The sequence below is a fragment of the Thioclava sp. L04-15 genome (genome assembly GCF_002020275.1).
Taxonomy (GTDB): Bacteria; Pseudomonadota; Alphaproteobacteria; order Rhodobacterales; family Rhodobacteraceae; genus Thioclava; species Thioclava marina.
The window spans coordinates 29,335-54,198 of the sequence record NZ_MPZW01000003.1 but is presented as its reverse complement, the minus strand read 5'-3'; the positions used below and the strand labels follow the sequence as shown (position 1 = coordinate 54,198).

The 24,864-nt window shown below is 65.5% G+C and carries 18 protein-coding genes; 10 read left to right on the top strand and 8 right to left on the bottom strand.

The window, feature by feature from the left end:
* The first annotated feature begins 192 nt into the window (after positions 1-192).
* The 7 genes from BMI90_RS08655 to BMI90_RS08625 all read left to right on the top strand — a co-directional run bounded on the left by BMI90_RS08655 (position 193) and on the right by BMI90_RS08625 (position 9,483).
* On the top strand, positions 193-549 hold the full coding sequence (locus tag BMI90_RS08655) for a hypothetical protein (protein ID WP_078528305.1): 357 nt from the start codon (positions 193-195) through the stop codon (positions 547-549).
* A gap of 121 nt (positions 550-670) precedes the next feature.
* Positions 671-2,614, top strand: a complete 1,944-nt coding sequence (locus tag BMI90_RS08650) for a dynamin family protein (RefSeq protein WP_168172748.1) — start codon at positions 671-673, stop codon at positions 2,612-2,614.
* Positions 2,611-3,897, top strand: coding sequence for a dynamin family protein (locus tag BMI90_RS08645; protein WP_078528299.1), 1,287 nt, complete (start codon positions 2,611-2,613; stop codon positions 3,895-3,897). The genes BMI90_RS08650 and BMI90_RS08645 overlap by 4 nt, the downstream gene beginning before the upstream one ends.
* On the top strand, positions 3,894-6,029 hold the full coding sequence (locus tag BMI90_RS08640; RefSeq protein ID WP_078528296.1) for a dynamin family protein: 2,136 nt from the start codon (positions 3,894-3,896) through the stop codon (positions 6,027-6,029). Before BMI90_RS08645 ends, BMI90_RS08640 begins: the two co-directional genes overlap by 4 nt.
* A gap of 20 nt (positions 6,030-6,049) precedes the next feature.
* Complete coding sequence (locus tag BMI90_RS18740) at positions 6,050-7,378, top strand: GTPase (protein ID WP_078528292.1); 1,329 nt, start codon at positions 6,050-6,052, stop codon at positions 7,376-7,378.
* 74 nt (positions 7,379-7,452) lie between these two features.
* The gene (locus BMI90_RS08630) at positions 7,453-7,761 is read left to right on the top strand and encodes a hypothetical protein (RefSeq protein ID WP_078528289.1); all 309 of its coding nucleotides are present in this window, start codon (positions 7,453-7,455) and stop codon (positions 7,759-7,761) included.
* Positions 7,762-7,962: 201 nt separating this feature from the next.
* A complete protein-coding gene (locus BMI90_RS08625) occupies positions 7,963-9,483 on the top strand; it encodes a bifunctional UDP-sugar hydrolase/5'-nucleotidase (RefSeq protein ID WP_078528286.1) in 1,521 nt (506 codons plus the stop codon).
* A 287-nt stretch (positions 9,484-9,770) separates the two neighbouring features.
* On the opposite strand, the gene BMI90_RS08620 is transcribed toward BMI90_RS08625, so the two are convergent.
* On the bottom strand, positions 9,771-10,238 hold the full coding sequence (locus BMI90_RS08620) for an Lrp/AsnC family transcriptional regulator (RefSeq protein ID WP_078528284.1): 468 nt from the start codon (positions 10,236-10,238) through the stop codon (positions 9,771-9,773).
* A 117-nt stretch (positions 10,239-10,355) separates the two neighbouring features.
* Here BMI90_RS08620 and putA point away from each other — a divergent pair, with 117 nt between their 5' ends.
* Positions 10,356-13,775 carry a bifunctional proline dehydrogenase/L-glutamate gamma-semialdehyde dehydrogenase PutA gene (gene putA, locus BMI90_RS08615; protein WP_078528282.1) on the top strand — a complete coding sequence of 1,140 codons (3,420 nt, stop codon included), beginning with the start codon at positions 10,356-10,358 and terminating at the stop codon, positions 13,773-13,775.
* Here the strand turns inward: putA and modC are convergent.
* The 7 genes from modC to BMI90_RS08580 all read right to left on the bottom strand — a co-directional run bounded on the left by modC (position 13,772) and on the right by BMI90_RS08580 (position 21,089).
* Entirely contained in the window at positions 13,772-14,851 is a 1,080-nt protein-coding gene (modC, locus tag BMI90_RS08610; RefSeq protein WP_146671249.1) for a molybdenum ABC transporter ATP-binding protein, read from the bottom strand. The two genes, putA and modC, sit on opposite strands and share 4 nt — an antisense overlap.
* A complete protein-coding gene (gene modB, locus BMI90_RS08605; RefSeq protein ID WP_078528280.1) occupies positions 14,851-15,549 on the bottom strand; it encodes a molybdate ABC transporter permease subunit in 699 nt (232 codons plus the stop codon). The genes modC and modB overlap by 1 nt, the downstream gene beginning before the upstream one ends.
* Entirely contained in the window at positions 15,546-16,295 is a 750-nt protein-coding gene (gene modA, locus BMI90_RS08600; RefSeq protein WP_078528278.1) for a molybdate ABC transporter substrate-binding protein, read from the bottom strand. The genes modB and modA overlap by 4 nt, the downstream gene beginning before the upstream one ends.
* A 175-nt stretch (positions 16,296-16,470) precedes the next feature.
* Complete coding sequence (locus tag BMI90_RS08595; protein ID WP_078528276.1) at positions 16,471-17,556, bottom strand: c-type cytochrome; 1,086 nt, start codon at positions 17,554-17,556, stop codon at positions 16,471-16,473.
* Complete coding sequence (locus BMI90_RS08590) at positions 17,553-18,848, bottom strand: c-type cytochrome (RefSeq protein ID WP_168172747.1); 1,296 nt, start codon at positions 18,846-18,848, stop codon at positions 17,553-17,555. Before BMI90_RS08590 ends, BMI90_RS08595 begins: the two co-directional genes overlap by 4 nt.
* 16 nt (positions 18,849-18,864) lie before the next feature.
* Entirely contained in the window at positions 18,865-19,518 is a 654-nt protein-coding gene (locus BMI90_RS08585; protein ID WP_078528272.1) for a cbb3-type cytochrome c oxidase subunit II, read from the bottom strand.
* Positions 19,515-21,089, bottom strand: coding sequence for a cbb3-type cytochrome c oxidase subunit I (locus BMI90_RS08580; protein ID WP_246831523.1), 1,575 nt, complete (start codon positions 21,087-21,089; stop codon positions 19,515-19,517). Before BMI90_RS08580 ends, BMI90_RS08585 begins: the two co-directional genes overlap by 4 nt.
* A 744-nt stretch (positions 21,090-21,833) precedes the next feature.
* Here BMI90_RS08580 and mprF point away from each other — a divergent pair.
* Both mprF and BMI90_RS08570 read left to right on the top strand, forming a co-directional pair.
* A complete protein-coding gene (mprF, locus tag BMI90_RS08575) occupies positions 21,834-24,506 on the top strand; it encodes a bifunctional lysylphosphatidylglycerol flippase/synthetase MprF (RefSeq protein ID WP_078528270.1) in 2,673 nt (890 codons plus the stop codon).
* Positions 24,503-24,826: a DUF202 domain-containing protein gene (locus BMI90_RS08570; protein WP_078528268.1), complete on the top strand. Its 324-nt coding sequence runs from the start codon at positions 24,503-24,505 to the stop codon at positions 24,824-24,826. Before mprF ends, BMI90_RS08570 begins: the two co-directional genes overlap by 4 nt.
* Positions 24,827-24,864 lie beyond the last annotated feature (38 nt).

Below are 24,864 nucleotides of genomic sequence, written 5' to 3'. Positions count from 1 at the left end.
TGCAACGACTCTTGCGTATCGAAATGCGCGAAATTCCCAACAAAATAACGGTTGGATTCCATATTGTTGCAAATGAACCGGCAGCACGCACAACCAAAAGTGGCAGAGAATGCCAATCTTTCGCCTCATTTCGGACACAGGTGATGATGAACCGTTAATGTACAAAAGTTCTAGTTGACAGGTGCTACCCCAATGTCCACCGACATCTCTGATCTGAAAAAAATCTCGGGCTTCATCGGCGCTTGTCTCGTCGATTCCGAGACCGGTCTGATGCTTGCGAGCGAAAATGGCACCGGAAAGTTCGATCTTGAGGCGGCCGGCGCGGTGAATACCGAAGTCGTGCGCGCGGAGAAAGCGGCGCTCGAAGCGCTCGGTCTTGATGACACCGTGGAAGACATCCTGATCACCCTGGGCGAGCAGATTCACCTGATCCGCCCGCTTGGCGCCAATCCTGGCGTCTTCGTCTACGTCGCCCTCAACAAGAAGGCGTCCAACCTCGGCATGGCCCGTCTGGTGGTCAAGAAGGTCGAGGGCCAGCTCCGGATCTGAGCGGCGCAAACCGGCGGGGTCCGGCGCGATCCGGGCCCGCCAGTCTCGAAGTCCCGACCGGTATGCGGGCGTACCGAGTCGATCCCCAACCGTCGTCTGCCCAGCGGTAAGGAGGTTTGCCTTGTACGAAGCGAATTCGATCTTCAACTGGCATCGCCAAGGTTATCAGGAGCTCAACAGCTACTGGGAGACCCTCGATCAGCTCGAAACCGCAGTGCGTGACTTCTCCGATGCCGGTATCGGCTTCGTCGAGGAACAGCTCGAGCACGTCCTCGAAAAGATCGAGGCGTTTGAACCCACCGTCAGCGTAATCGGCCAGGTGAAGGCCGGAAAAAGCACGCTTCTCAACGCCTTGATCGGGCAGAGCGATTTTCTGCCCTCCGATGTGAACCCCTGGACCTCGGTCGTCACCGCGCTCCACACGAATTCGCGCCATCGTCCCCACGCGACCCGCGCGCTGTTTCGTTTCTTCGATCGCGAGGAATGGGATCGTCTTGTCGCGACCGGCGGTCGTCTGGGCGAGATGGCCAACCGCGCGGGCTTCGAGAGCGAAGCTGAAGAGGTGCGCGCCCAGGTTACCGCGATGCGTGCGGCGACCGAGGCCCGTCTGGGCGCCGAGTTCGAGCAACTTCTGGGGGCAAGCCGCGCCTATCCCACGCTCGATAAGAGCATCATCGACCGTTACATCTGCTATGGCGATCCCGACGAGGTTGCAGAAGGCGCTGAGGAAGGCCTCTATGCCGACCTGACGAAATCGGCCGATCTCTATATCGACCTGCCACATCTGCCGCGAGGCCTGTGTCTGCGCGACACCCCTGGCGTCAACGACACGTTCATGATGCGCGAGCAGATCACGCTCAACGCGATCGGTGACAGCCGCGCCTGTATCGTCGTGCTCTCGGCCCATCAGGCGCTGACCACGATGGATCTGGCGCTCCTGCGCATCATCTGCGCGATCGATGCGCGCGAGGTCCTGATCTTCGTCAACCGCATCGACGAGCTCGAAGATCCGGTCGGGGCGCAGGCCGCAATCCGCGCTTCGATTCGCAAGACGTTGGGACGGATGGGGCTGGGCGAGGAGATCGAAATCCTCTTCGGGTCCGGCTACTGGGCGCAATGCGGACTTGGCGACGTGAGCGGCATGGCCCCGGCCAGCCGCAAGGCGCTGGCCATGCTCCATGACGGCGAGGATACCCAGGATCTCAAGGAGTTGCGTCAACGCGCAATGGCCGCTTCGGGGCTGCAACCGCTGCTGAAAGCGGTGGTGAAGCGCATCATCGAGGGGCCGGGGCAGGCTGTTCTCAACGACGTTCATGCCGAACTGAACACGATCATCTCGATGGCCGAGACGGTCGAGACCGTTGCGCGCGCCTCCGGGAACCTTCCGCTCCTGAGCGAGAGCGAGCTTCGTCTGCGGATCGCCGAGCTCGAGGAGCAGGTGGTCCGGGCGTTCGATGCGCGCGCGGCTGAACAGCGCGACGAGCTGCGCGCCCGTCTCGAACGCGCGCAGAACGGGTTCGTCGCGTCCGCGCTCGAGGCGCTGCAATCGCATATCGACACGTTCGGAGAGATCGGTGCCTGGACGCATGACCCGACCGCGCTGCGCATGGCGATGAAGGCCGCCTTCACTTCCGCCACCGCGAAGCTGCGCCGACATGGCGAGGTGGCTTTCGACGAGATCGCAGAAGGGGTCGACGCGCTTTTGGCGGGCGAACTCGGAGTCGCGCGCGAACCCGGTACCGTGTCCTTCCCCGAACAACCTACGCATCGTCCCCCCACCGTGCTCGCCCGGATGATCTCGCTCGACATGCAGGGCGCGTGGTGGCGCAAGTATTGGCGCTTCAATCGCAAGAAGGCCGCCGAGACCCGTTATCGCGAGGTGATCATCGCCGAGACGACGCCGCTCATCGACGACCTGATCACCGGCTGTTTCGACCCCGCCATCGCGCGCAGCCGCGAGATCATCGAGGGTTTCGCGCTCGATCAGGCAAAGTTCTGTGAGGCTGTGCGCGCGCGCTGTCTGCGCGGCTCCGAGGAAGCGCAAGAGGAAAGGCTTTCGGCATGACCACGCTGCGAAGACATCAACGCCCCACGCTCACGCTGACCGAGCGTCCCGCCGCCACCCAGCGTGGCACCAACAAGCTCGACATGTCCGCGCGCAAGCTGCGGGTCCTCGTCGCGGGCGAGTTCAGTGCCGGGAAGACGCGTCTGATCAATGGGTTGCTGGGCGAGCGCGTGCTCCCCTCGAACGTGGTCGCGACCGCGTTGCCGCCGGTCTGGCTCGTGGGCGGGGCCGAACGCGTGCTGCGTCGGGTTGATCATGACGGCGAGGTTCATCCGCTCCAGGCGCTCGAGGCGGTGGATCTCGAAACGACCCGGTATTGCGTGTTCAGCCATCCGGCCTCGATCCTCGACACGATCGAGATCATCGACACGCCCGGCTCGTCCGATCCCAACATGCCCGCCGAGACCTGGCGGCAGATGATTGACTATGCCGATCTGATCATCTGGTGCACCAACGCCACCCAAGCCTGGCGGCAGAGCGAGAAGTCGATCTGGGACGAGATGCCCGAAGAGTTGCGTGCCCATGCGCTTCTGGTGATCACCCATGGTGATCGGCTGACTGACGAGCGGTCCGCCCAGAGGGTCCTGCGCCGCGTGGAGCGCGAGGCGGGGAGCTATTTCGCCGCGATCATGCTCGCCTCCTTGGTGAAGCCCGCCGATATCACGCAGGTGATGAACCGTATCGCGCAGATCCTGCCCGAGATCACCGAGCCGCCCGGGGCACCGAACCCGATCATCGAGAACTTCCTGCGCGAGCGCAGCGTCATCGCCTTCCCCAAGCCGCGTCCCGAAATCCGGCCGCGCCGTGTCCTGCATGCGCAGCTGATCAAGCGCGGAGGCACGACCGAGGCGCCGGATCACGAGCCGGAACCGGCGGCGCAGTCCGACGAGCCCTTCATGCTCTCCGATCCGGTCGAAACGCCCGAGTTCGATGACCTTCCGGAGCCGGAATACCTCTCCGAACCGGAATACCTCTCCGAGCCCGAAGCCGACCCTGGTTTCGATCCCTTCATGCGCGCGGCCCCCCCCAGCGCGCGCGAAGACGCACCCGGCTTTGAGGACGACACCGAGCTTCTCGCGTCGCTCTCCGCGCTCGACATTCCTGCCGCCGAGCCCGCGTCGCCGCGCGCGCTCTGGGCTGCGCTGAGTGCCGAGGCTGATCTGGGTTCGGCCCCTGCGATCCTCGATTGCGTCGAGCATCTCCTCGATGCGCTCGAACCCCGAGGCGGAACGGCCCTGATGCAAACCGCTGTCTCCTCCGCTTTGGAAAGGAGAGTGCCTTGAAAATCGCGCCGAAACTCCGTGCGGAACTCGAATTCATCGAAGAAATGCTCGACCGGGCCGAAGACTCGGTCGATCGCACCAGCCGTGGCAATTTCCGGGATTTGCGCGATCGTCTCGACGACTGGGCGGCGCGCGCGGCGGTGATCGGGCAGGTGAAGGCGGGCAAATCCACCTTCCTCAACGCTTTCCTTCACCAGCACGACTTTCTGCCCTCGGATGTGAACCCCTGGACGTCTGTCGTCACCAACATACGCATCAACCTGGCCGACGACCCCATCACAGGCGCGAAGTTCGAGTTCTTCTCGGAAAAAGACTGGGACGAGATCATCAACGGGGGCACCCGCATCCGCGAGCTGACCGAGCAGCTTCTGCCGGGTTTCGACACCAATGTGTTGCGTCGGCAATCCGAGCAGATGCGCGCGCGCGCCCAGCGGCGTCTGGGCAAGTATTACCATACGCTCCTTGGCAGCAGCCACGAATACGACTTCCTCTCCCCCGATCTGCTCAAGCGCTATGTCTGCGCGGGCCCCGGTTCGGATGACGGGCTCGAGCGCGAGGCGCTTGGCCGCTATGCCGCGTTGACGAAAAGCGCCGATGTCTACATGCGCCTGCCCGAGTTCCAGGTGCCCACGATCATCACTGACACCCCCGGCGTAAACGATCCCTTCCTCGTGCGCGACGAGTTCACCTGCCGCTCGCTCGACCGCTCGGACGTCTTCGTCATGGTGCTCTCGGCGCATCAGCCGCTGACCGAAGTCGATATCGCTCTGATCCGAATTCTCGCGCGGCAGGACAACAAGGATGTGCTGATCTTCCTCAACCGCATCGACGAGCTCGACGATTACGCGACCGAGGTGCCGCGCGTGATGGCTGACGTCACGCGCCGCCTGCGTCAGGCGATCCCCGAGATCGATTTCCGCATCGTCGCGGGCAGCGCCTATCTCGCCGATTTGACCCAGCGCAGCGACAGCCAGGCCGCTGAGGCCCGTGCCGAGCTCGACAGCGCCGAGCTCGCGCAATATCTGCGCTCGCGTTTCGGCCATGTGCCCGAAGATCCGATCGACCGGCTGCTGCTGGCTTCGGGGCTCGAAGAGGTCAAGCATGTGCTCTCGGAGGTGATCGACGGGGGCGTGGGCCGCCAGCAGCTCGCCCGGATCCGCGGCGATCTGCGCGCCGAGATCTCGGGGATGCAATTCGTCACCCGCCGCGAACGCGACTCGCTCCAGATGCAGATCGAGAGCATCCGCTCGGACGTGGCCGAAGCCGCGGTCGAGGAAATGACCGCCGAGATCCAGGCGACCAGCGCCCTTCGCTCGACGCTGGAGACGCTCGTCGAGAATGCCGAAGGCAAGATCGAGGCGGTGCTCAACAGGTCCTGGACGAGCCTCGAGACGCGGCTCAACGGATGTATCGAGGCCTTCGTCGAGAACCAGAAGACAGCTTTTGCCGACTTCCTGCGCACCGCGAAGATCCGTTCGGGCACCGTGCCGCGCAGCTTCGAGACCGATACCACGATGCTTCAGGCCGCGCTCGAACGCGAGGTGACCAAGTGCTACGAGAAGTCCCGCGCCGGGATCGACGTGGTCCTCGACAATTGCATCCATGCCTGCCGCAGCACGATCCAGGATCATTTCGACGATCCGAGCTCGGAGATCACCCTCTGCGACATGCCCCATGAAAGCTTCGCCTCGACGCTGACGCTCGCCAAGCGCGCGCTGCGCATCGATTTCGTGATGGAGCGCGGCTGGGCCTTCTGGCGCACGCCCGAGGTCAATATCGAGAAGACGATCGAAGCGCTGCGCCTGCTCGCCGCCGAGGAACTGCGCCCGGCGGTCGACAAGATCCTGAAGGCCTATAGCGAGACCCAGGTCGAGCGCGCCACGGCCGGGATCTCGCGGGTGCGGGTGATGGTCCGGATGATGGAGATGACGGTGCGCGACCGCACGCTTCAGCTCAAGCAGGAGAAAGCCGAGCTGGAGCGGATCGCACGCGATCCCGTCCAGCAGACCCGCATGGCGAACCGCATCCAGAGCAAGATGGAAGTGCTCGAGCGGCGGTTGCTTAATCTCTCCGCGCTCGAAAGCGCGCTGAGCGGGATCAACCCGGCCAAGCCGAAAACGCGCGCCGCTTAAGGAAGAGGGGGGCAAACGAGATGATGCACAAGGCGATAGGTGAGCACACCGCTGTTCTGCTCGAGCGCAAGCCGGTGCGGGTGGTGATCTGCGGCGAGGTGAACTCGGGAAAGTCTACCGTTCTCAACGCGCTTCTGCGCGAGCGTCTAATTGAGGACAATCTGGGGCGCGACCAGCGTCCCGTGGTCTACGCGAACTGGCGCGCGACGCCCGGTCGCGAGCTGCGTGATGCCGACGGACGGATCGTGTCGGAGGGGGATGCGGAGGTGTGCGAGCTGCATCTGTGGTCCCCTCAGCCGCATCTGCGCGGGATCGAGCTGATCGAGGTGCCGCTGACGCAGGCGGAAGATCTCAGCGACGAACAGATCGCGCTCATCGGCTCGGCCGATCTGATGATCTGGGTGACCATCGCATCGCAGGCCTGGCGGCTGACCGAGAAATCCCTCATCGAAGCGCTGGGTTCGGCCCGTCCCGAGAACTGCATTCTTGCGATCTCGCGCGCCGACAAGCTGCGTTCGGATAACGACCGCGCGCGCTTGCTGATGCGGGTCGAGCGCGAGAGCGCGAACTGGTTCGATCGCTGTCTCTTTGTCAGCGGCGCGCGCGAGCGTCTGGGACAGGCCCTGGCCTCCGAAGAGGGCTTCGTGCAGACAGGCGGCGCGGCGTTGCTCGAGGCGGTGCGGGAGTTCCGGCATGTCTCCACGCCGAAGGGCGAAGGCGTCGCGGATTGCGCTGTGCTCGATGCCAGAGCTGCGGCCCGCACGGCCCCGGTTCCGCCGGGCAGCGGCGGCAAGGTTCTGCGCTTTCCGGGAGGCGAGCGCGCCCGCGAACCGCTGCCCGTCACTGCCGAGCCGGTGATCACCTGCGAGTCCGTCCCCGAGCCCGAATTCGAGCCCGAAGCCGCATGTGAGCCTGCACTTGAGCCCGAGGCCGCATTTGAGCCCGAGGCCCCGGCCCAGATCCGACTGCCCGACGATATCGCCCGTGCGCTGCGCCTTTCGCGAGAGTGCCGCGAGGCGCTGGCCCATGAGGGGCTCGACGAGGGCGTGCTCGCGGCAGGTCGGATCGTGCCGCAGATGCGCGAAATCGACCCGCTCCACGGCGCACCGGAGGAAATCCTGCGCGCGGGACATGCCAGCGCCGATCTGGTCAACGCGCTGCGCACGATCTACGGCGAGCGCTTCGGCGAGCAGGATCTTTCGGGGCTGAATTTCACGATGAAACAGGGCCGGCTTCTGGCTCGCATCCTGCCGCAGGGCGATCTGGTTTTCGCGCTGTGCGATCCCGCGCGGGTCAGCGAGGGGGCGGCGATGCAGGTCATGGGGCGTCTGTGCGAGGGCGCGGCCTGAGCCGAGATCGGCCGCGGTGATGCGCGGTCCCTGACCCGGCACTTGGGGGTGTTGCAACGATCTGGGGGAAAGAGATGTCGGCACGATCATCCGATCCGGGCGAAGATGACTGGGGCCCGTGGATCCGACACGATGGAAAGGGCTGCCCGGTGCGCGTCGGCACCATCGTCGAGGTCGTCTGCGAGGACCGTTTCGGCTTTACCATGCGCCAGATCGCCTGTGTCGCGGGCGGAAGCTATTCAAGCTGGGACTGGTCCCATTATCCCGAACTCAAGAAGATCATCCGCTACCGTGAGAAAAGGCCCAAGGGGCTGAGCATCCTCGAAGGCTGTATGAGCGAGATTGAACCGACTGTGCATAATGATCTCGTCAAAATCGGCTGAGGTTTCTTGCGGATCGGCGCTTGCCGCCGCCCCGTTGCATTTGCCGTCGCTTTTCGCCGTGCACGCGGTTGTTAACGCAAGGTAGCCTCAGAAGAGGTTTGCGCCATTTTCGGAGATGGCTAATCATTGCCCCGCGGCCCGCGCCACGCCCTTTGGTCTGAGCGGGTGGAAGGATTCATAACCAATCGCAGGGAGACAGAAATGTCCGATTTCAAGCGCCGTCTCACCGCCCTGTTGCTCGGGGCTGCCACGACCGGCCTCATGGCCAGCGCGCCGGTGCAGGCCGAGACCGTGAAGCTCACCATTCTCGGCGTCGGCGATATCTATAATTTCGACGGGGACGGCGAGAGCGGCGGTTTCGCGCGGCTCAATGCGGTGGCCAAGGCCGAGCGCGCCAACAACCCCAACACGCTTTACGTCTTCGATGGCGACATGCTTTCGCCCTCGCTGCTGTCAGGGATCGACGAGGGTCAGAACACGATCGACCTGACGAACCTCGTGCCCTTCGACATCGCCGTTCCCGGCAACCACGAGTTCGACTTCGGCCCGGAAAACTTCGAGCAGAAGATGGCAGTGTCCAATTATCCCTGGGCCGCGATCAACATCACCCAAGCCGACGGCTCGCCCATTCAGGGCCTTGGCGGCGTGATGATGAAAGAGATCGCCGGCCTCAAGGTCGCGCTGATCCCGGTCGCGCAGGACACCACTCCCGAGGTCGCGAATTCCGGCGATCTGAAGTTCCAGCCCACCGTCGACACCGCGATCGCCGCAGCCAAGAAAGCGCGCGAGGATGGGGCGGATCTGGTGATCGGCGTGGTGCAGACCGACATGTCGAACGACCGCGAACTGATCGCGAGCCATGATTTCGACGTCATCATGTCGGGCGACGACCACCTCAACGCGATGTTCTACGATGGCATCACCGCTTACGTGGAGACCTCGATCGACGCGCGCTATCTGCAACCGCTCGACCTGGCCGTCGAGATCTCCGAGAAGGACGGCAAGCGCAAGATCAGCTGGGAGCCGAATTTCCGCTGGATCGACACCGCGACCGTCACGCCCGACCCGGAATCGATGGAGCTGGTGAACGGCTTCAAGAAGCAGCTCGACGACAATCTCGGCCAGGTCATCGGCACCTCCGAGACCGCGCTCGATTCGCGTCGCAACGTGGTGCGCTCGGAAGAGAGCACGATGGGCGACCTGATCGCCGATGCACTTCTTGCGGCGACCAAGGCCGATGTGACGCTGATCAATGGCGGCGGCATTCGCGGCGATACCACCTATGACGCGGGCCACCAGTTGACCCGCAAGGACGTGCTGACCGAGCTGCCCTTCGGCAACAAGACCGTCGTGACCGAAATCCCCGGCTCGCAGCTTCTGTCCGCGCTGGAGAACGGTTTCAGCCAGGTTGAAAAGGGTGCAGGCCGCTTCCCGCAGATCGCCGGCATGGATGTGGTCTATGACGCCTCGGCCCCGGCTGGCTCGCGCGTGGTTTCCGTGACCGTGGGGGGCGCGCCGCTCGACATCAACAAGGTCTACAAGGTCGCGACGAACGATTACATGCTCGGCGGCGGCGACGGTTATACCGCGCTCGGCGGCGGCAAGGTCATCGTGAACGCGGGTAACGGCAACCTGATGGCCAATGACGTGATCACCTATATCGAGACCCAGAAGACCGTCGCGCCCAAGATCGACGGCCGGATCAAGAAACAGGGCGAGTGATCGCGTCCTGATCGGATCAGGGGCGGCGGGGAAACCTGCCGCCTTTTTTGCTGCGGTGCGGACGGACTTTAGCGATGAGGGGCCCGCCCGAGCCATGGGAGGGCGGTCGCTACGCGTGTGGTCATCGCTTTATCTCAAAAGCCCGAAGGTCGCTTGAACGCGCACTGACATCACCAATGCGCCCTCCCGGGTGGAGGTCGGGCGCGGCCCGGGGCTGGTCGCTCCGTGCCAAGGAAGCCCTCAGCGAATTTCCCGCGCCACCCGGCGATCGGGCGCGGCCCTACGGGTCACTCCAGCGGTGGTGCGCTGTTCTCCACCACCGTCTCCATCGCGACATAGCTCGAGGAGGAATGCACATGGGGCAGGGTCGAGAGTTCCTCGGCCATGATGCGCCGGTAATCGGCCATGTCGCGGGCGCGGATCTTCACAAGGTAATCGAAGCCGCCCGCGATCATGTAGCATTCCTCCACCTCGGGGATCGCGCGCACCGCCGCGTTGAATGCCTTGAGCGCGCTCTCTCGTGTGTCGCTCAAGCGCAATTCGATATAGGTGACATGGCTGAGACCCAGCTTCATCGGAGAGATCATCGCGCGGTAGCCTTTGATCAGCCCGCTTTCCTCCATCTGCTTGATCCGGGCGGCGACTGGGGTCTTCGACAGGCCCACGCGACGCGCGAGCTCGGCCACTGGCAGGCGCGCATCGGCGATCAGTTCCTTCAGGATTCGCCTGTCGATCGCATCCAGCTCTTCAATCATCGTCTTTATTGTCCCAGAAAATAGTTCTGTTCGACTAGATAGTAGATCAAGATCGGACAAAACGCCTAATCGAAATCCCGTATCCTCGGACAAACAACCTGTCCGGGAGGTTCAGAGATGCGCGTTTCCTTCGATCCGTTCACCACCGAGGCCAAATTCGCCGATGAAGCAGAGCTTCTGGCCCGCCTTCAGGCAACGGCCGACCTCGTCCCTGCGATCCGCGCGCATATCTCCAGGCGTGCCGCGAACCTCGTGCGCCGCATCCGCTCCGAGGCGAAGCCCACGCTGATGGAGCATTTCCTCGCTGAATATGGCCTCTCGACGCAGGAGGGCGTGGCGCTGATGTGTCTGGCCGAGGCGATGCTGCGCGTGCCCGATGCCGAGACGATCGACGCTCTGATCGAGGACAAGATCGCGCCCTCCGACTGGGGCAAGCACATGGGCACGGCGTCCTCCTCGATGGTCAATGCCTCGACCTGGGCGCTGATGCTCACGGGCCGTGTGCTCGAGGACGAAAAGCCCGGTATGGCGGGGGTGCTGCGCGGCGCGATCCGCCGGTTGGGCGAGCCGGTGATCCGCGCCGCTGTCAGCCGCGCGATGAAGGAAATGGGCCGCCAGTTCGTGCTGGGGGAGACGATCGAGGGTGCCCTGTCCCGCGCGAAGAAGCTCGAAGATCGCGGCTATACCTACAGCTACGACATGCTGGGTGAGGCCGCACGCACCGCCGCGGACGCCAAACGCTACGCCAAGGACTACGCCAACGCCATCGCGGCGATCGCGAAGGTCTGCAAGACCCGTCCCGTTGCGGAAAACCCCGGCATCTCGGTGAAGCTCTCGGCGCTGCATCCGCGCTACGAGGTCGCCAAGGAAGAGCGCGCCATGGCCGAGATCGTGCCGGTGCTGCGTGATCTGGCGAAGGCCGCGAAGGCCGGGAACATGGGCCTCAATATCGACGCCGAGGAACAGGACCGTCTGGTGATCTCGCTCAAGATCATCCGCGAGGTGCTGTCGGACCCCGAGCTGGCCGGCTGGGACGGGTTCGGCGTCGTCGTGCAGGCCTATGGCAAGCGCGCGAGCCTCGTGATCGACTGGCTGGGCGCACTGGCGGAAACGCTCGACCGCAAGATCATGGTGCGTCTTGTGAAGGGCGCCTATTGGGACACCGAGATGAAGCTCGCGCAGGTCGAGGGCCTGCCCGATTTCCCGCTGTTCACGACGAAAGCGGCGACGGATGTCAGCTATCTTGCCAATGCGCGCAAGCTCTTCAGCTACACCGACCGCATCTATCCGCAATTCGCCACCCATAACGCCCATTCGGTCGCGGCGATCCTCGAGATGGCCGAGGGCCGCCCCTTCGAATTCCAGCGCCTGCATGGCATGGGCGAGCGTCTGCACGAGATCGTCCACCGCGAAGAGGGCACCCGCTGCCGCATCTACGCCCCCGTCGGCGCGCATCGCGACCTGCTCGCCTATCTGGTGCGTCGCCTGCTCGAGAACGGGGCGAATTCTTCCTTCGTGCATCAGATCGTCGATGAGGACGTGGCACCCGAGACGATCGCGGAAGACCCGGTCGTGCAGTTGGCGAATGCGGAACGCTCGGCGATGCTGCACCATCCGTCGCGCATCTTCGGTGAGGGGCGCATCAACTCGGCCGGGTTCGACCTGACCGATGAAGAGACGCTCGCCCGGATCGAGGCTGCGCGCGACGTGGCGATCCCGGATGCGGGGCCGCTGGTCGCGGGCGAGGCGTCGGGCCAGACGGTCGCGGTGCTTAACCCGGCGACGGGCGAGGAAGTGGCGAAGGTTACCGAGGCCGACGCGGCCTGCGTGGCCTCTGCCATCGAGGCCGCACGCGCCTGGCAGGCGCCGGTCTTGGATCGCGCGGCGATCCTGCGCCGCGTGGCCGATCTTTATGAGGAAAACTTCGGGCCCTTCTTCGCCGTGCTCGCCAAGGAAGCGGGCAAGAGCCAGCGCGATGCCGTGGGCGAACTGCGTGAAGCCGTTGATTTCCTGCGCTATTACGCGGCACAAGCCGAGGAGCAGGACCCGACCCCGCGCGGCATCTTCGCCGCGATCAGCCCGTGGAACTTCCCGCTGGCGATCTTCACCGGGCAGATCTCGGCGGCGCTGGCAGCCGGCAATGGCGTGATCGCGAAACCGGCCGAGCAGACGCCGCTCGTGGCCGCCATCGCCGTGCGCTTGATGCATGACGCGGGCGTGCCGCGCGACGTGCTGCAACTGCTTCCCGGTCAGGGCGAGACGGTCGGCGCCGCGCTGACCTCCAACCCGAAGATTGCGGGCGTGGCTTTCACCGGCTCGACCGAAACCGCGAAGATGATCCGCCGCGCGATGGCCGAAAACCTCGACCCGCACGCGCCGCTGATCGCGGAAACCGGCGGTCTGAACGCAATGATCGTGGATTCGACCGCGCTGCCCGAACAGGCGACGCGCGACATCATCGCCTCGGCCTTCCAGTCGGCGGGTCAGCGCTGTTCGGCGCTGCGTTGCCTCTATGTGCAGGAGGACGTGGCCGAGGGGCTGATCGCGATGATCAAGGGCGCGATGGACGAACTGACGCTGGGCGATCCGTGGCATCTGTCCACCGATGTGGGCCCGGTGATCGACGCCGAAGCGCAGGGCGATATCGCCGCCTATATCGCGCAGGCCGAGGCCGAGGGCCGTGTGCTGCACAAGCTCGACGCCCCCACGCAGGGACATTTCATCGCGCCGACCATGGTGAAAGTCTCGGGTATCGCCGATCTGGAGCGCGAAGTGTTCGGCCCGGTCCTGCATGTCGCGACCTATCGCGCCGAGGAGATCGAGCAGGTCTTCGAGGCGATCAACGCGACCGGCTACGGTCTGACCGCAGGGTTGCACAGCCGGATCGACAACCGGGTGCAGGAGGCGACCGACGCGCTCCATGTCGGCAACCTCTATGTCAACCGCAACCAGATCGGCGCAGTCGTGGGCTCGCAGCCTTTCGGCGGTGAGGGGCTATCGGGCACGGGGCCGAAAGCGGGAGGGCCGCTGTATCTCACGCGCTTTGCGCTGGCGCCGGACGCACCCGCTAAGGATGGCGAATGGGGCCACAAGGCCGATCTCGACAGCCTGCGCAAACGCCTCGCGAAGGCGGCGGCGAAGGCCGAGTCTGCGGGGCCGCTCGATACGCTGGAACTGCCGGGTCCGACGGGCGAGGCCAACACGCTGCGCCGCTTTGCACGCGGGCCCATCCTGTGCCTCGGGCCGGGGGAAGCTGCGCAGGTCGCGCAGATCAAGGCCGTCGAGAATCTGGGCGGGATCGCGGTCGGGGCCGATGGCAAAATCGCGCCGGAAGTGCTTGCGACACTTCAAGATATCGCGGGGGTGATCTGGTGGGGTGGCGACCCGCGCGCCTATGTGCAGGCGCTCGCGAAGCGCGACGGCCCGATCCTGTCGCTCACCACGGGTGCGGTGCAGAAAACCGATGTCGTGCACGAGAGGCATCTGTGCGTCGATACCACGGCGGCGGGCGGCAACGCGGCGCTGCTCGCGGGTTAACCGACATCCTCGGAGGCCACCGACATCGCCTTGATGATCGCGTGGCACATCCTTCCCTCGGTCAGGCCAAGGGCTGAGACCGAGCGGGTGGTGAGCCGTGCGAGCAGGTGTTCCCCCCCAAGCGCGAGGCGCAGGTAAACGCTCGGGCCGTCGGCGGGGCGGATCTGCTTGATCACCACGGGCAGGATGTTGAGCGCCGAAAGCCCTGCGGGGCGAGGGACCGAAAGCGTCACGTCGCCCGCATGGATGCGCAGGCGCAGCGCCTGACCCGGTTGGCCCGAGGGGTAGGGCAACAGCACCTCGCCGCCCGCCGTCTCGATCCGGGCGAGCCCGTCCTCTTCCTGCGCCACCACACGGCCCGAGATCACCGCGCCCGCTTCGCGCATTCCCAGAGCGGGCGCGAGGCTCGGGTCCGACAGGATCTCGCGCGCGGGTCCGATGCCGCGCAGGTGTCCCGCTTCGATCAGCGCGACGGTGGTGGCGAGGCGGGCGACCTCGGCCGGGGCGTGGCTGACATAAAGAATGGGGAGTTGAACTTCGTCGCGTAAGCGTTCGAAATACGGAAGGATTTCGGCTTTGCGCGCCGCGTCGAGCGCGGCCAGCGGTTCGTCCATCAACAGCATGCGCGGATTGGACAGGATCGCCCGCCCGAGCGCGACACGGCTCGTTTCGCCGCCTGAAAGCGAGGCGGGGCGACGCTCGAGCAACGCGCCGAGGCCGAGCATCTCGACGATGCGGTCGATCTCTGATCCGTCCTTGCGCGAGCTGGCGAAGCGCCGCCCGTAAAGCAGGTTCGATTTCACGCTCAGATGCGGGAAAAGGCGCGCGTCCTGAAAGACATAGCCGACGCGGCGCGCGTGCGGCGGCAGGAAGATCCCGGCCTCGGTATCCAGAAGCACCTCGCCATTGACCGCGATCCGGCCACGCTCGGGGCGCAGGAGGCCCGCAACCGCGTTCACCACCGTCGTCTTGCCCGCGCCCGAGGGGCCGAACAGGGCCGTGACCCCGTCCGGCGCGCGCAGGCCGATATCCAGCGTGAAGCCCGTATGGCGATGGTGAAGCGCGATCTCGAGCATCAGCCGTTTCCTCCCGCGATCCGGGCCGCGATGCGCCGCGCGAGCCATTCCGAGGCAAGAAGGGCCCCGAGCGCCAGCGTCACCGAGACTGCGGCGAGCCGCGCAGCGCTCGCCTCGCCGCCCGGCACCTGCAACTGCGAATAGATCGCGAGCGGCAGGGTCTGGGTCTGGCCGGGGATATTCGAGACGAAGGTGATCGTCGCGCCGAACTCGCCCATCGCCTTGGCGAAGGCGGTGATCGCACCGGCGAGGATGCCGGGCACGATCAGGGGCAGGGTGATCGTCGCGAAAACCCAAAGGCGCGAGGCGCCGAGCGTGGCGGCGGCCTCTTCGAGTTTCGGGTCCACCGCCTCGATCGCGAGCCGGATCGCGCGCACCATCAGCGGAAAGGCCATCACGGCGGCGGCCAGCGCCGCGCCGCGCCAGGTGAAGGCCAGCGTGATCCCGAGCTTTGCCAACACTCCCCCGATCACCCCGTTCGGTGCGAAGCCGATCAACAGCAGGTAGCCGGTGACGACGGGCGGCAGGATCAGCGGCAGATGCACGACCCCGTTGACAAGCCCGCGCCCCGGAAACCGCCAGCGCGCCAGCGCATAGGCCATGAACACCCCCGGCGGCAGCGAGAGCGCCGTCGCCCAGCCCGCCACCTTCAGCGAGAGCGCGACCGCCTGCCAGTCGGAGGGGGAGAGCCAGCTCATTTCAATACGTCGAACCCTTGCGCGGTAAAGATGTCCTGGGCCTCGGGCGTGCTCAGCGCGGCATAGAAACTGCGCGCCTCGGCACTATCGGAGAGCCGCGCCGCGGGATAGCGGATCGGCGGGTGGCTGTCATCGGGAAATTGGGCGACGACATGCACGCGGGGCTCGGCCACCGCGTCGCTTGCATAGGTGATCCCGTAAGGGGCCGCGCCAATCGCGACCATCGCGAGCGTGGCGCGCACATTGTCGCCCTGCGCGACATCGGGCTCGATCGCCGCCCAGAGCCCGTAATGCTCGAGCGCCGCCTTGCCGTATTGCCCCGCAGGCACGGCCGTCACCAGCGCCATCGCAAGCTTGCCGCCCCCCAGCAACCCCTTGAGGTCGAGATCGGGACCGATCTCGACCGGCTGGGCCTCAGGGTCATGCGCGATCAGCACGAGGCGATTGGCCAGAAGATCTTCTCGCTCGGCGACGCGCCCGGTCTTGGCCACCTCATCCATCCAGCCGGGATTGGCCGAGATGAAGATATCCGCTGGCGCTCCGGCGGTGATCTGGCGGGCCAATGCCCCCGAGCCCGCATAGGAGATATGGGCCGTGTCGCCGGTTTCGCTTTGCCAGTTCTGCGCGATCTGATCGAGCGCGGTTTTCATCGAGGCGGCCGCGAAGATCGTCACTTCGCCTGCGTGGGCGGGCAGGGCGAGACTGGCGCATGCCAGTGCGGCGGCCAAGAGACGGGGGAAGGACATGGGGGCTCCTTTCAATATGTTCGGTGAAACATATCGCAGGGTGCGCGCCATGACGCAAGCATGGATTTGCAGGGCAGGCTCGGTGGCGGAGTGGCGCGTGCCAGTCTCTCGCCATGCGCAAAGGAAAACCGGCGCATCGCTGCGCCGGTTCGTCTGTCTTGCGAGGGCCTGGCATTCAGCCGCCCGAATTATCTCCCGCAGCCGGCGCGGCGGCCTGGCTCTCTTGCGGGAAGCCGGTGCCCAGAAGCACCCCGTCGATGGTCTGGCCATAGAACCCGTCGTGGCTGTGGTGCCATTTCTTGAGCCCGTCCTCGACGGTGATATCGCCCACCTGACGCGGATCTTTCGGACGCGGGTGGCTGTCGACGAAAGCGGCCACGTCCCAGGCTTCCTGCGTGCTCAGCTTGCCGGGTTGCGACAGCGGCATGTTGTGCTTGATGAAGGCGGCGGCGGCATCGACCTTGTGCATCCCAGCGCCCCAGTTGTAGCTGCGCGGCCCCCAGAGCGGCGGGAACACGACCTTGCCGTTGATATCCTTCTGGCCCTGACCGTCCGCGCCATGGCAGACCGCGCAATTGGCCGCAAAGACCGCCTCGCCGCGCTCGCGCGAGGGTTCTTTTTCCGGCTTGTCGATCTTGCCGAAGCCGGCGCCTTCGGGTTTTTCGCCCGTGGGCAGGCCCTTCGACATCCAGAAGAAATAGGCCTGAAGGTCGCGATAGACATCGGAGCCATAGGGTGGCGGGCCACCCGAAGGCGAGGCTTGGGCGTTCATCGAATAGGTGAAGCACCCCTTGATCCGGTCCTCCATGGTATTCACCATTTTGTTCTTGGACCGGTATTTGGGATAGACCGGGTAGGCCGCCCACATCGGCGCGGAATAGGCTTGGCGGCCCGCGTCGAGGTGGCAGTTCGAACAGCTCAGATCGTTGCCCACGAAGTCATGCGCATTGGTCCCGGTATCGAGGAAGATCGCCATGCCGCGACGCACGGACTGGCCGAACTCGTCATCGGGGATCGCGCTCTCATCTGGCGGCGTGAAGAGTTTCGCCTTCTCGCCCTCACCATCTGCGGCCGCCGTCGATCGCGCGGCTTTCTGCCCGGTCAACCAGCTCGGCGCGAGCCCGTAATCCACAACGAGCGAGCCAAGCACCACCAGCGCAAGCCCCCCGCCCACGGCGAGGATCACCCGCACCGTGGTCTGCCCGCGCGAGGGCTTGTCGGCGCCGGGTTGGGGAAGGTCGGAGGGATGTTTGCGCGTCATTGGACGTCTCCTTCGCTCACCGGGATGGATGCGTCGATCGCGGCCAGCTCGGTTTTCGGGGTGGCGGGCACCGGCGCGAGCGAGGCGAGATAATCGGCCACCGCGCGGCGATCCGCATCATTGAGGGCTTTGCCGATCCCGGCCATCAGGCCGAGCGGCGAGTTATGGCGCGACCCGCCCGCCCACATGGCAAGCTGACGCGCCGTATAGGCGGGGTGTTGGGCGGCGAGTGCGGGGAAATCGGGCGCTACGCCAAAACCCGAAGGGCCGTGACAGGTGAAACAGGCGGGCACGCCGATCGACCAATCGCCCTCGCGCGCGATCTGCTCGCCCCGTGCCAGGTCGCCTTTCAACGAGGGCCGCGCTGTCGAGGGCGCGCGCATCACCGCGTAATGGGCGGCCAGCGCCTGGATCTGCTCTTCGCTGAGTGCTTTTGCGACATAGGCCATCGAGTCGTTGAACCGGGTGCCTTGCTGGAAATCATGCAACTGCTTGGCGATATAGGCGGCGGGCAGGCCCGCCAGTCGCGGCGTGGTCTCCATGCCCTGACCCTTGTCGCCGTGACAGCTCGCGCAGGCCCAGATATCGCCCGCGCCCGTCTTCACCAGCGTCTCGACATCGGCCGATTGCGTGGCCGCCATGGCGGGGGCCGGGGCAGGGCGCGCGGGTTGCGCGGGCAGGCCCTCGATCGCGCTGGCCAGCTCTGCACCTCCGGCCCAAGGGTCTTTACCCGCGTCCGCCTTGCGCAGCTCGGCTACCTTTGTGGGCGCGATCCCGTCCTTGGCGCTGTCGAAGCTGGTCGCGACATAGCTCGCGATCGCGGCGAGCTGCTTGTCATCGAGCGCCGAGGCGAAATTCGGCATATGCCCGTCATAGGTCACGCCATTCACCGCGATCGGCCCGTCGATGCCGCGCAGCGCGATCCGTGCGACCGCCTCGGCGCCGCCTGCCTGAACTAGATCGGATTTCGCAAGCGGCGGCACGGCGCCGGTGGAGCCGGCGCCTAAATCGCCATGGCAGGTCGCGCAATTGGCGGTGAAGAGCGCATGACCCTGCGCTGCGGCGGGCTCGGCGGTCACCGGCGCGGTGGCCGTCACGTCCTGCGCGTTCTGCGCCGCGCGTTCCTTGTCGGCCACCTGCGTCGAATGGCTTGTCTCGACCAGCATGATCACGCCCCAGATCGCCAGCGCGATCGCGATCCAGTAGACCGGCAGCGGGATGCGCCGGGATTCCTCGAAGGGCTCGAAGGTCTCGTCGGGGAGCCGGGGATCTTGCTTCATCTTGTCACTCATCATCCTCTCCCTCGGCTCAGTTCGACGCCTTGGCGGCATCGGTTTGCTTTTGCTGCTGGGCGGCGATCAGCGCGTAGCCATCGTCGCGCAGGCCATCCGTCGGCGGGGCGTATTGGCGCTTCATGCCTTGCAGATACGCGACCAGATCGAGCGCATCCTGCTTGGCCACGATCACGCCAGTCTCAGGCGCGTAAGGGGTGGGCAGGCGCACCACGACATCGCCCGGACCGGGTTCGTCCTTGTGCTCGAACAGGAACGGATAGGCGGGCATGATCGACCAGCTCGAGATCGCGCGCGGCTGATAGAGATGGGTGAGTTGCCAACCCTGCGAGGGCAGGCGGTCGCCAATGTCCATCAGGTCCGGCCCGGTGCGCATCGTCCCGAGTTGATGCGGGGCGTCATAGGCGTAATCGCCCGCCACCGAGGCGCGGCCCCACCCCCGTTCGGCATCGGGTGCCTGCGCGATCGAGCGCGGTTGCTGCGAGTGGCAGTAAAGACAGCCCATCGAGACATAGACGTCACGCCCGCGCGCCTCGGCCTCGGTATAGGGTTTGAGCCCCGGCGAGGGCCCCTGAGCGCCGATCTGCATGCCCGGCGCGATGACGAGAAACAGGGTCGCCATCGCGAGGATCGCGAGCGCCGTGATTGCGAGAGGAAGATAGCGGTTCATTCTGCTGCCACCATGTTGTCGGTTTCGGTCTCACGGGTCTTCTTGGCGAAGCCGAGCGCGATGAGGTTGATCGCCAGCAGCACATGGCCCAGCGTCATCAGCCCACCGCCCAGCGAGCGCCCCTCAAGGTAAGGTTTGAGCAAGATCACGCTGTCGGCGAAGGGCTTGGTCGCGTCGAGCTGTGCAAGGCCTTGCAACACGCCGCCGATGGTGAGCGACAGGAAATAGACGGCAAACCCGATCAAGTTGAGCCAGAAATGCCATGCGATCAGGCGCGGAAAGGGGAAGTATTTGCCCGTCGCGCGCGGCACGATCTGATAGATCGCGCCCATCAGCACGAGGCTCACGAACGCATAGGCGCCAAGATGGGCGTGGCCGACCGTGTAATGGGTGAAATGGGTGATCGTGTTGACCGAGCGCAGCGCCTCGATCGAGCCCTGGAACGAGGCGGCGGTGTAGCTCAGGGCACCGAACCAGATGAAACGCAGCGGCATCGATTCCTTGAGCGCCCAGAGATTGCGCGCCACCGTCACATGTTGGTTGATCGCCACCGCGATCACGGGGACGAACATCATCACCGAATGCACCACCGAGAGCGTCACCAGCCAGGTCGGCACCGGGCCGCCGATCAGGTGGTGGATGCCGACCTGCGAATAGAACAGCGCCAGCGCCCAGAACCCCACCAGCGAGACAGCGTAGGAATAGATCGGTTTCCCGATGATCTTCGGGATGAAGTAATAGGCCGTCCCCACGCCCAGCGGCGTCAGCCACAGGCCCAGCACGTTATGGGCATACCACCAGTTCATCGTGGCCTGCTCGACTCCGTGATGGACGCCGGGAATGTTGGCGACGATGAACAGGACCGGGAACCACAAGATGGCGGCAAGGAAATACCAGCCCGAGACGTAGATGTGATGCACTTCGCGATGCTTTGCGGTCGCGATCAGCGGTGCCACGAAACAGGCCGCGCCGAGTGCCAGAACGATGTCGATCTGCCACGGGATTTCGAGCCATTCGAGCCCGTCGGTCCAGCCATTCGCAATCGCCATGACGCCTGCAGCCACGCCGATATTCCACAGCACGAACCCAAGCTTCACCAGCCCCACCAGGCGCAGCCGGCTGTGGAAAATGCGCGGGATGATCCAGAACACCGCCGCAAGTCCGGCCTGAGAAGCCCAGCCATAGGCGACCGAGTTCAGATGCACCGTGCGCATCCGCCCGAAGGTCATCTGCGCGCTTCCCGACATCAGGTCGGGCAGGTGCAATTCCAGCGAGGCCGCGAGCCCGTGGAGAGAGCCGAAGATAAGCCAGAACACCGCCGCCGCGATCAGCCACATCACCGGGCCGGCCGAGACCCGGTCGATCCCGCTGCGCTCTGTGTCGAAATGGTGGGGCTTGTTCGGCTCGTCGATCTCCGCGCCCTCGCCGGGGGTGAAGATCGTGCGCGCGTCGTCGGCGTCGGGGGTGTGAACCTGCTTGTTCGCGATCGCCCAGATCAGGATCGTCAGCGCCAGAAGCGAGATGATGAAGCTCAGGGCGAGCAACAGGCCAAGCGTCTCGGTGATTTGCATGGGCTGGCTCCGTTTTCAGACGAAACCCGGGCATGGTCGGCGACGAACGATCGAACGCGTCACTGTCCCTTGTCTCCCTTGCCCGGTTCCACGGTTTGTTTTCACGAGCAACGCGCGGCGGGGTGATCCGTTCCGACATATTCAGATCTTTGCAGATTTTGAGGGGGATCCCTCCCTGCGCAGCCGGTCGATCACGCCGCTGCGGCATCACTGCGCGGCTCTAAGCCTTAAGGGTGGCGCACTCACACCCTTGCGACCACTCCGGCTCACGCGAATATGACCAAGGGTGAGCGGCGCCGCGATGCGCCCCAGCCTGTCGACCCGGCAAGCGCCAGGCGGTCCCTGTCTTTGCTGGCGCGCAGCCCCGCGCGCCGCTTGTCAAAAGACATGACAAAGGTTTCACTCGCACCACGGGCGCGTGAACAGGCGCTCACATTTGCCGTGATAGCTCTTGAAACGAACCCGGGATTCGGCCGGGGCTATGGCATCGCGCGCGGATCGGAGGCCTGAGGGTGCGGATGTTTCAGGAGCCGCGGGGGCGTGATTCTGGCTCGCGGCGAGCGATCATACGCGAGGCGGAGCCGTGAAAGCCAGCGCGGCGCTTGCTCCCGCATGATCACCATCGCAGGAGCGCGGCGGCAGAGCTATTGTAACCACCGGCCCGAACGCCCATCGAAGAGGGGTGCGGTGAGTTGTATTTGACGAGAAGGTCCGGGTGCCGCGTGGCTCCGGTGGGGTGACGAGATGACGAAGACGCAACAGACCCGCCAGGTCACCACCAGCGACGCGGCGCAGACCCCGCCCGCGCTCTCGTCCGGCACCGCCGAGAGCTTCGGCGCGCGGCTCCATCGCTGGGCCGATCACCCGTCCGTCAAGCTCGGCCTGCCGCTTTTGGTGCTCGCGATCGCGGTTCTGGTGCTGCACAGGCTCGCCGGTGATGTGATCCCCGCCAGGGTCGCCGCGGATATCGGCGCGGCGAGCCCGCGGGCGCTCCTTCTCGCGCTTTCGGCCACCACGGCAAGCTATCTCGCGATTGCCTTTTACGACGTGATTTCGCTGGGAGCGGTGGCGCCGGTGATCGTGCGCCCGCGCACCGCCTACCTGATCGGCGCCGCGGGCTATGCGATCTCGAACCTGCTCGGGGTCTCTTACCTGACAGGCGGCGCGGTGCGGCTACGCACCTATGTCGCCGCCGGTGTGCCCTTCCACCGTGCGGCGCTGGCACTGGGCACCTCGTGGAGCGGGTTCTGGACGGGGCTGGCCGCGCTTCTGGGCCTGTTGATGCTTTTTCACCCGAAGGGGCTTTCGGGCGTGCTGCCGATCGCGCCGGCGCTCGAAAGCCTGACGGGGATCGCGATGCTCCTCGCGCTGGGCGCGCTGATGGTCATGCTCGGGCGCACGTCCCGCCACCTGAGCTGGCGCGGGATCGAGGCCGATCTGCCACGCGCCAGCACCGCCAGCCTTCTGATGCTCGCGGGCATGGCCGATCTGCTCTTCGCCTCGCTCACGCTCTGGGTGCTGCTGCCGCCCGATCTGGGCGGAAATTTCGCCTATTTCTTCGTGATCTTCATGGCGGCGATCGGGCTTGGCATCGCGAGCCATTCGCCGGGTGGGCTGGGCGTCTTCGAGGCAACCGTGATCGCGGGGCTTGGCGCGGGCGCGCGCTCGGATCTGCTCGCGGCGCTGGTGCTCTATCGCGTGGTCTACACGCTCTACCCGTTTCTGATGGCGACGCTCGGGCTGGCGGCGGGCTGGCTCTGGGCGCAGCGTCACCGCCTCGACGGCGCGGCCGATCTCGCGCTTGCCGTTATGGGGCCGCTGATCCCTCCACTCGCCTCGGGTGTGTCGCTTGTCGCGGGCGTGGTGCTGCTGCTGTCGGGCTCCGTCCCGGCCGAGGGTACGCGGCTGGATCTGTTGCGCGACGTGCTGCCGCTGCCGCTGGTGGAGTTCTCGCACCTGACCGCCTCGGTCACCGGCGTCTTGCTGATCGTGCTCGCGCGCGGTCTCTTCCAACGTCTTACCCGCGCCTGGATCATGGCGCTCATCCTGCTGTCGATCGGGATCGTGACCTCTCTGGTGAGGGGGCTCGAATGGGAGCAGGCGGCGACGATGGTGATCGCAGGGGCGCTGCTGATCGTGTTCCGGCAGGCCTTCTATCGGGTGCAGGACGCGTCGGTCTTCCGGCTCGACCTGCGCTGGTTCGTCTCGGTCACCGCGCTGGTCGTGGCGATCACCTGGATCGGTTTCTTCGCCTATAAACATGTCGAATACCGCGATGCGCTCTGGTGGCAATTCGCCTGGAAGGGCGAGGCCTCGCGTTTCCTGCGCGGCACGGTCGGGGCGTCGGTGGCGCTGGCGATCATCGCGCTCGGTTCGATCCTGAGCAGCCGCAAGCGCCTGCGCCCGCGTCAGGACATCCCGCAGGCGGTGCGCGACATCCTCGCGCGCTCCGACGATGCCGAGGCGCAGCTGAGCTTGATGGGCGACAAGGAGGTGCTGCTCGATCCCGAGGGCCGCGCCTTCATCGCCTATGCCGATACCGGCCGCGCTTTGATCGCGCGCGCCGATCCCGTGGGCGAGGAGGAGGCCGCGACCGACCTGATCTGGGCCCTGCGCGAGAAAGCCGACCGGATGGGGCGGCTATGTGCCTTCTACGGCGTCTCGCCGCGCTACCTGCCGGTCTTTCTCGATATGGGCCTGTCGATCGTGAAGATCGGCGAGACCGCACGGATCGACCTGTCGACCTTCACCCTCGACGGGCCGAAGAAGAAGAATTTCCGCTATGCCCTCTCGAAGGGGCGGCGCGACGGCTACCGCTTCGAGATTCTGCCCGCTGCCGAGGTGCCCGCCCATCTGCCCGAGCTGCGCGCGATCTCCGATGCCTGGCTCGCGCAGAAACAGGGCGAGGAGAAAAGCTTCGCGCTCGGCGCCTTCACCGAAGATTACATCGTCAATTTCGACATCGCCGTGCTGCGTGACCCCGACGGCGCGATCATCGCCTTCGCTAACCTGATGAACGGCGCGGGGGTCGAGATTTGCATCGACCTGATGCGCTATGACGGGCGCTGTCCGGGCTGGGGGATGAACCAGCTCTTCACCGAGATGATCCTGTGGGCGCAGGCGCAGGGTTTTCGCTGGTTCCGCCTCGGCAATGCGCCGTTTTCGGGGATCGAGCGTCACCGCCTCGCCTCGATCTGGCACCGGCTGGGCGGGTTCCTCTATGAGCATGGCGAACGGATCTACAGCTTCGAGGGGCTGCGCAGCTTCAAGGAAAAATGGGATCCGGTCTGGTCGCCCCATTACCTCGCCTCGCCGGGCGGGCTCGGCGTGCCGCGCGTGCTCTACGAGGTGAACGTTCTGATCTCGGGCGGCGTGCGCGGGCTGGTGCGCCGCGACAGCAAGGAGCGCAGCGGATGATCCCCAATTTCAAGGACCATGCCGCCAATGAGCGCACCTTCCTTGCTTGGTTGCGCACCGCCATCGCCATCGTCGGCGTCGGGCTGACGGCGGCGAAGCTGACGGGCGCGCATATGCCTGTCTGGTCGAATGTGGCGATGATCGGAGCGGGGGGCGTGGTCGTGCTGCTGGCCTTCATCCGCATGCAGCTCCTGCGCCGGCGCATCGACGCCGAGGACGCGCTCGACGTTTCGGGGATCAACTGGCCCGATCTGGTGCTCGCCGCACTGGTGATCGCGCTCATCGTGCTCACGGGGATATTCATCCTGCACGTCACCTGATCCCCTTGCATCTGCGCGCCGGGCCTGACTTGATGCGG

Excerpts from the sequence above, each read along its gene's own strand:
- BMI90_RS08655 (WP_078528305.1), top strand. The coding sequence starts at position 193 with ATGTCCACCGACATCTCTGATCTGAAAAAAATCTCGGGCTTCATCGGC.
- BMI90_RS08645 (WP_078528299.1), top strand. The coding sequence starts at position 2,611 with ATGACCACGCTGCGAAGACATCAACGCCCCACGCTCACGCTGACCGAG.
- BMI90_RS18740 (WP_078528292.1), top strand. The coding sequence starts at position 6,050 with ATGATGCACAAGGCGATAGGTGAGCACACCGCTGTTCTGCTCGAGCGC.
- BMI90_RS08630 (WP_078528289.1), top strand. The coding sequence starts at position 7,453 with ATGTCGGCACGATCATCCGATCCGGGCGAAGATGACTGGGGCCCGTGG.
- BMI90_RS08625 (WP_078528286.1), top strand. The coding sequence starts at position 7,963 with ATGTCCGATTTCAAGCGCCGTCTCACCGCCCTGTTGCTCGGGGCTGCC.
- BMI90_RS08620 (WP_078528284.1), bottom strand. The coding sequence starts at position 10,238 with ATGATTGAAGAGCTGGATGCGATCGACAGGCGAATCCTGAAGGAACTG.
- putA (WP_078528282.1), top strand. The coding sequence starts at position 10,356 with ATGCGCGTTTCCTTCGATCCGTTCACCACCGAGGCCAAATTCGCCGAT.
- modC (WP_146671249.1), bottom strand. The coding sequence starts at position 14,851 with ATGCTCGAGATCGCGCTTCACCATCGCCATACGGGCTTCACGCTGGAT.
- modB (WP_078528280.1), bottom strand. The coding sequence starts at position 15,549 with ATGAGCTGGCTCTCCCCCTCCGACTGGCAGGCGGTCGCGCTCTCGCTG.
- modA (WP_078528278.1), bottom strand. The coding sequence starts at position 16,295 with ATGTCCTTCCCCCGTCTCTTGGCCGCCGCACTGGCATGCGCCAGTCTC.
- BMI90_RS08595 (WP_078528276.1), bottom strand. The coding sequence starts at position 17,556 with ATGACGCGCAAACATCCCTCCGACCTTCCCCAACCCGGCGCCGACAAG.
- BMI90_RS08590 (WP_168172747.1), bottom strand. The coding sequence starts at position 18,848 with ATGAGTGACAAGATGAAGCAAGATCCCCGGCTCCCCGACGAGACCTTC.
- BMI90_RS08585 (WP_078528272.1), bottom strand. The coding sequence starts at position 19,518 with ATGAACCGCTATCTTCCTCTCGCAATCACGGCGCTCGCGATCCTCGCG.
- BMI90_RS08580 (WP_246831523.1), bottom strand. The coding sequence starts at position 21,089 with ATGCAAATCACCGAGACGCTTGGCCTGTTGCTCGCCCTGAGCTTCATC.
- mprF (WP_078528270.1), top strand. The coding sequence starts at position 21,834 with ATGACGAAGACGCAACAGACCCGCCAGGTCACCACCAGCGACGCGGCG.
- BMI90_RS08570 (WP_078528268.1), top strand. The coding sequence starts at position 24,503 with ATGATCCCCAATTTCAAGGACCATGCCGCCAATGAGCGCACCTTCCTT.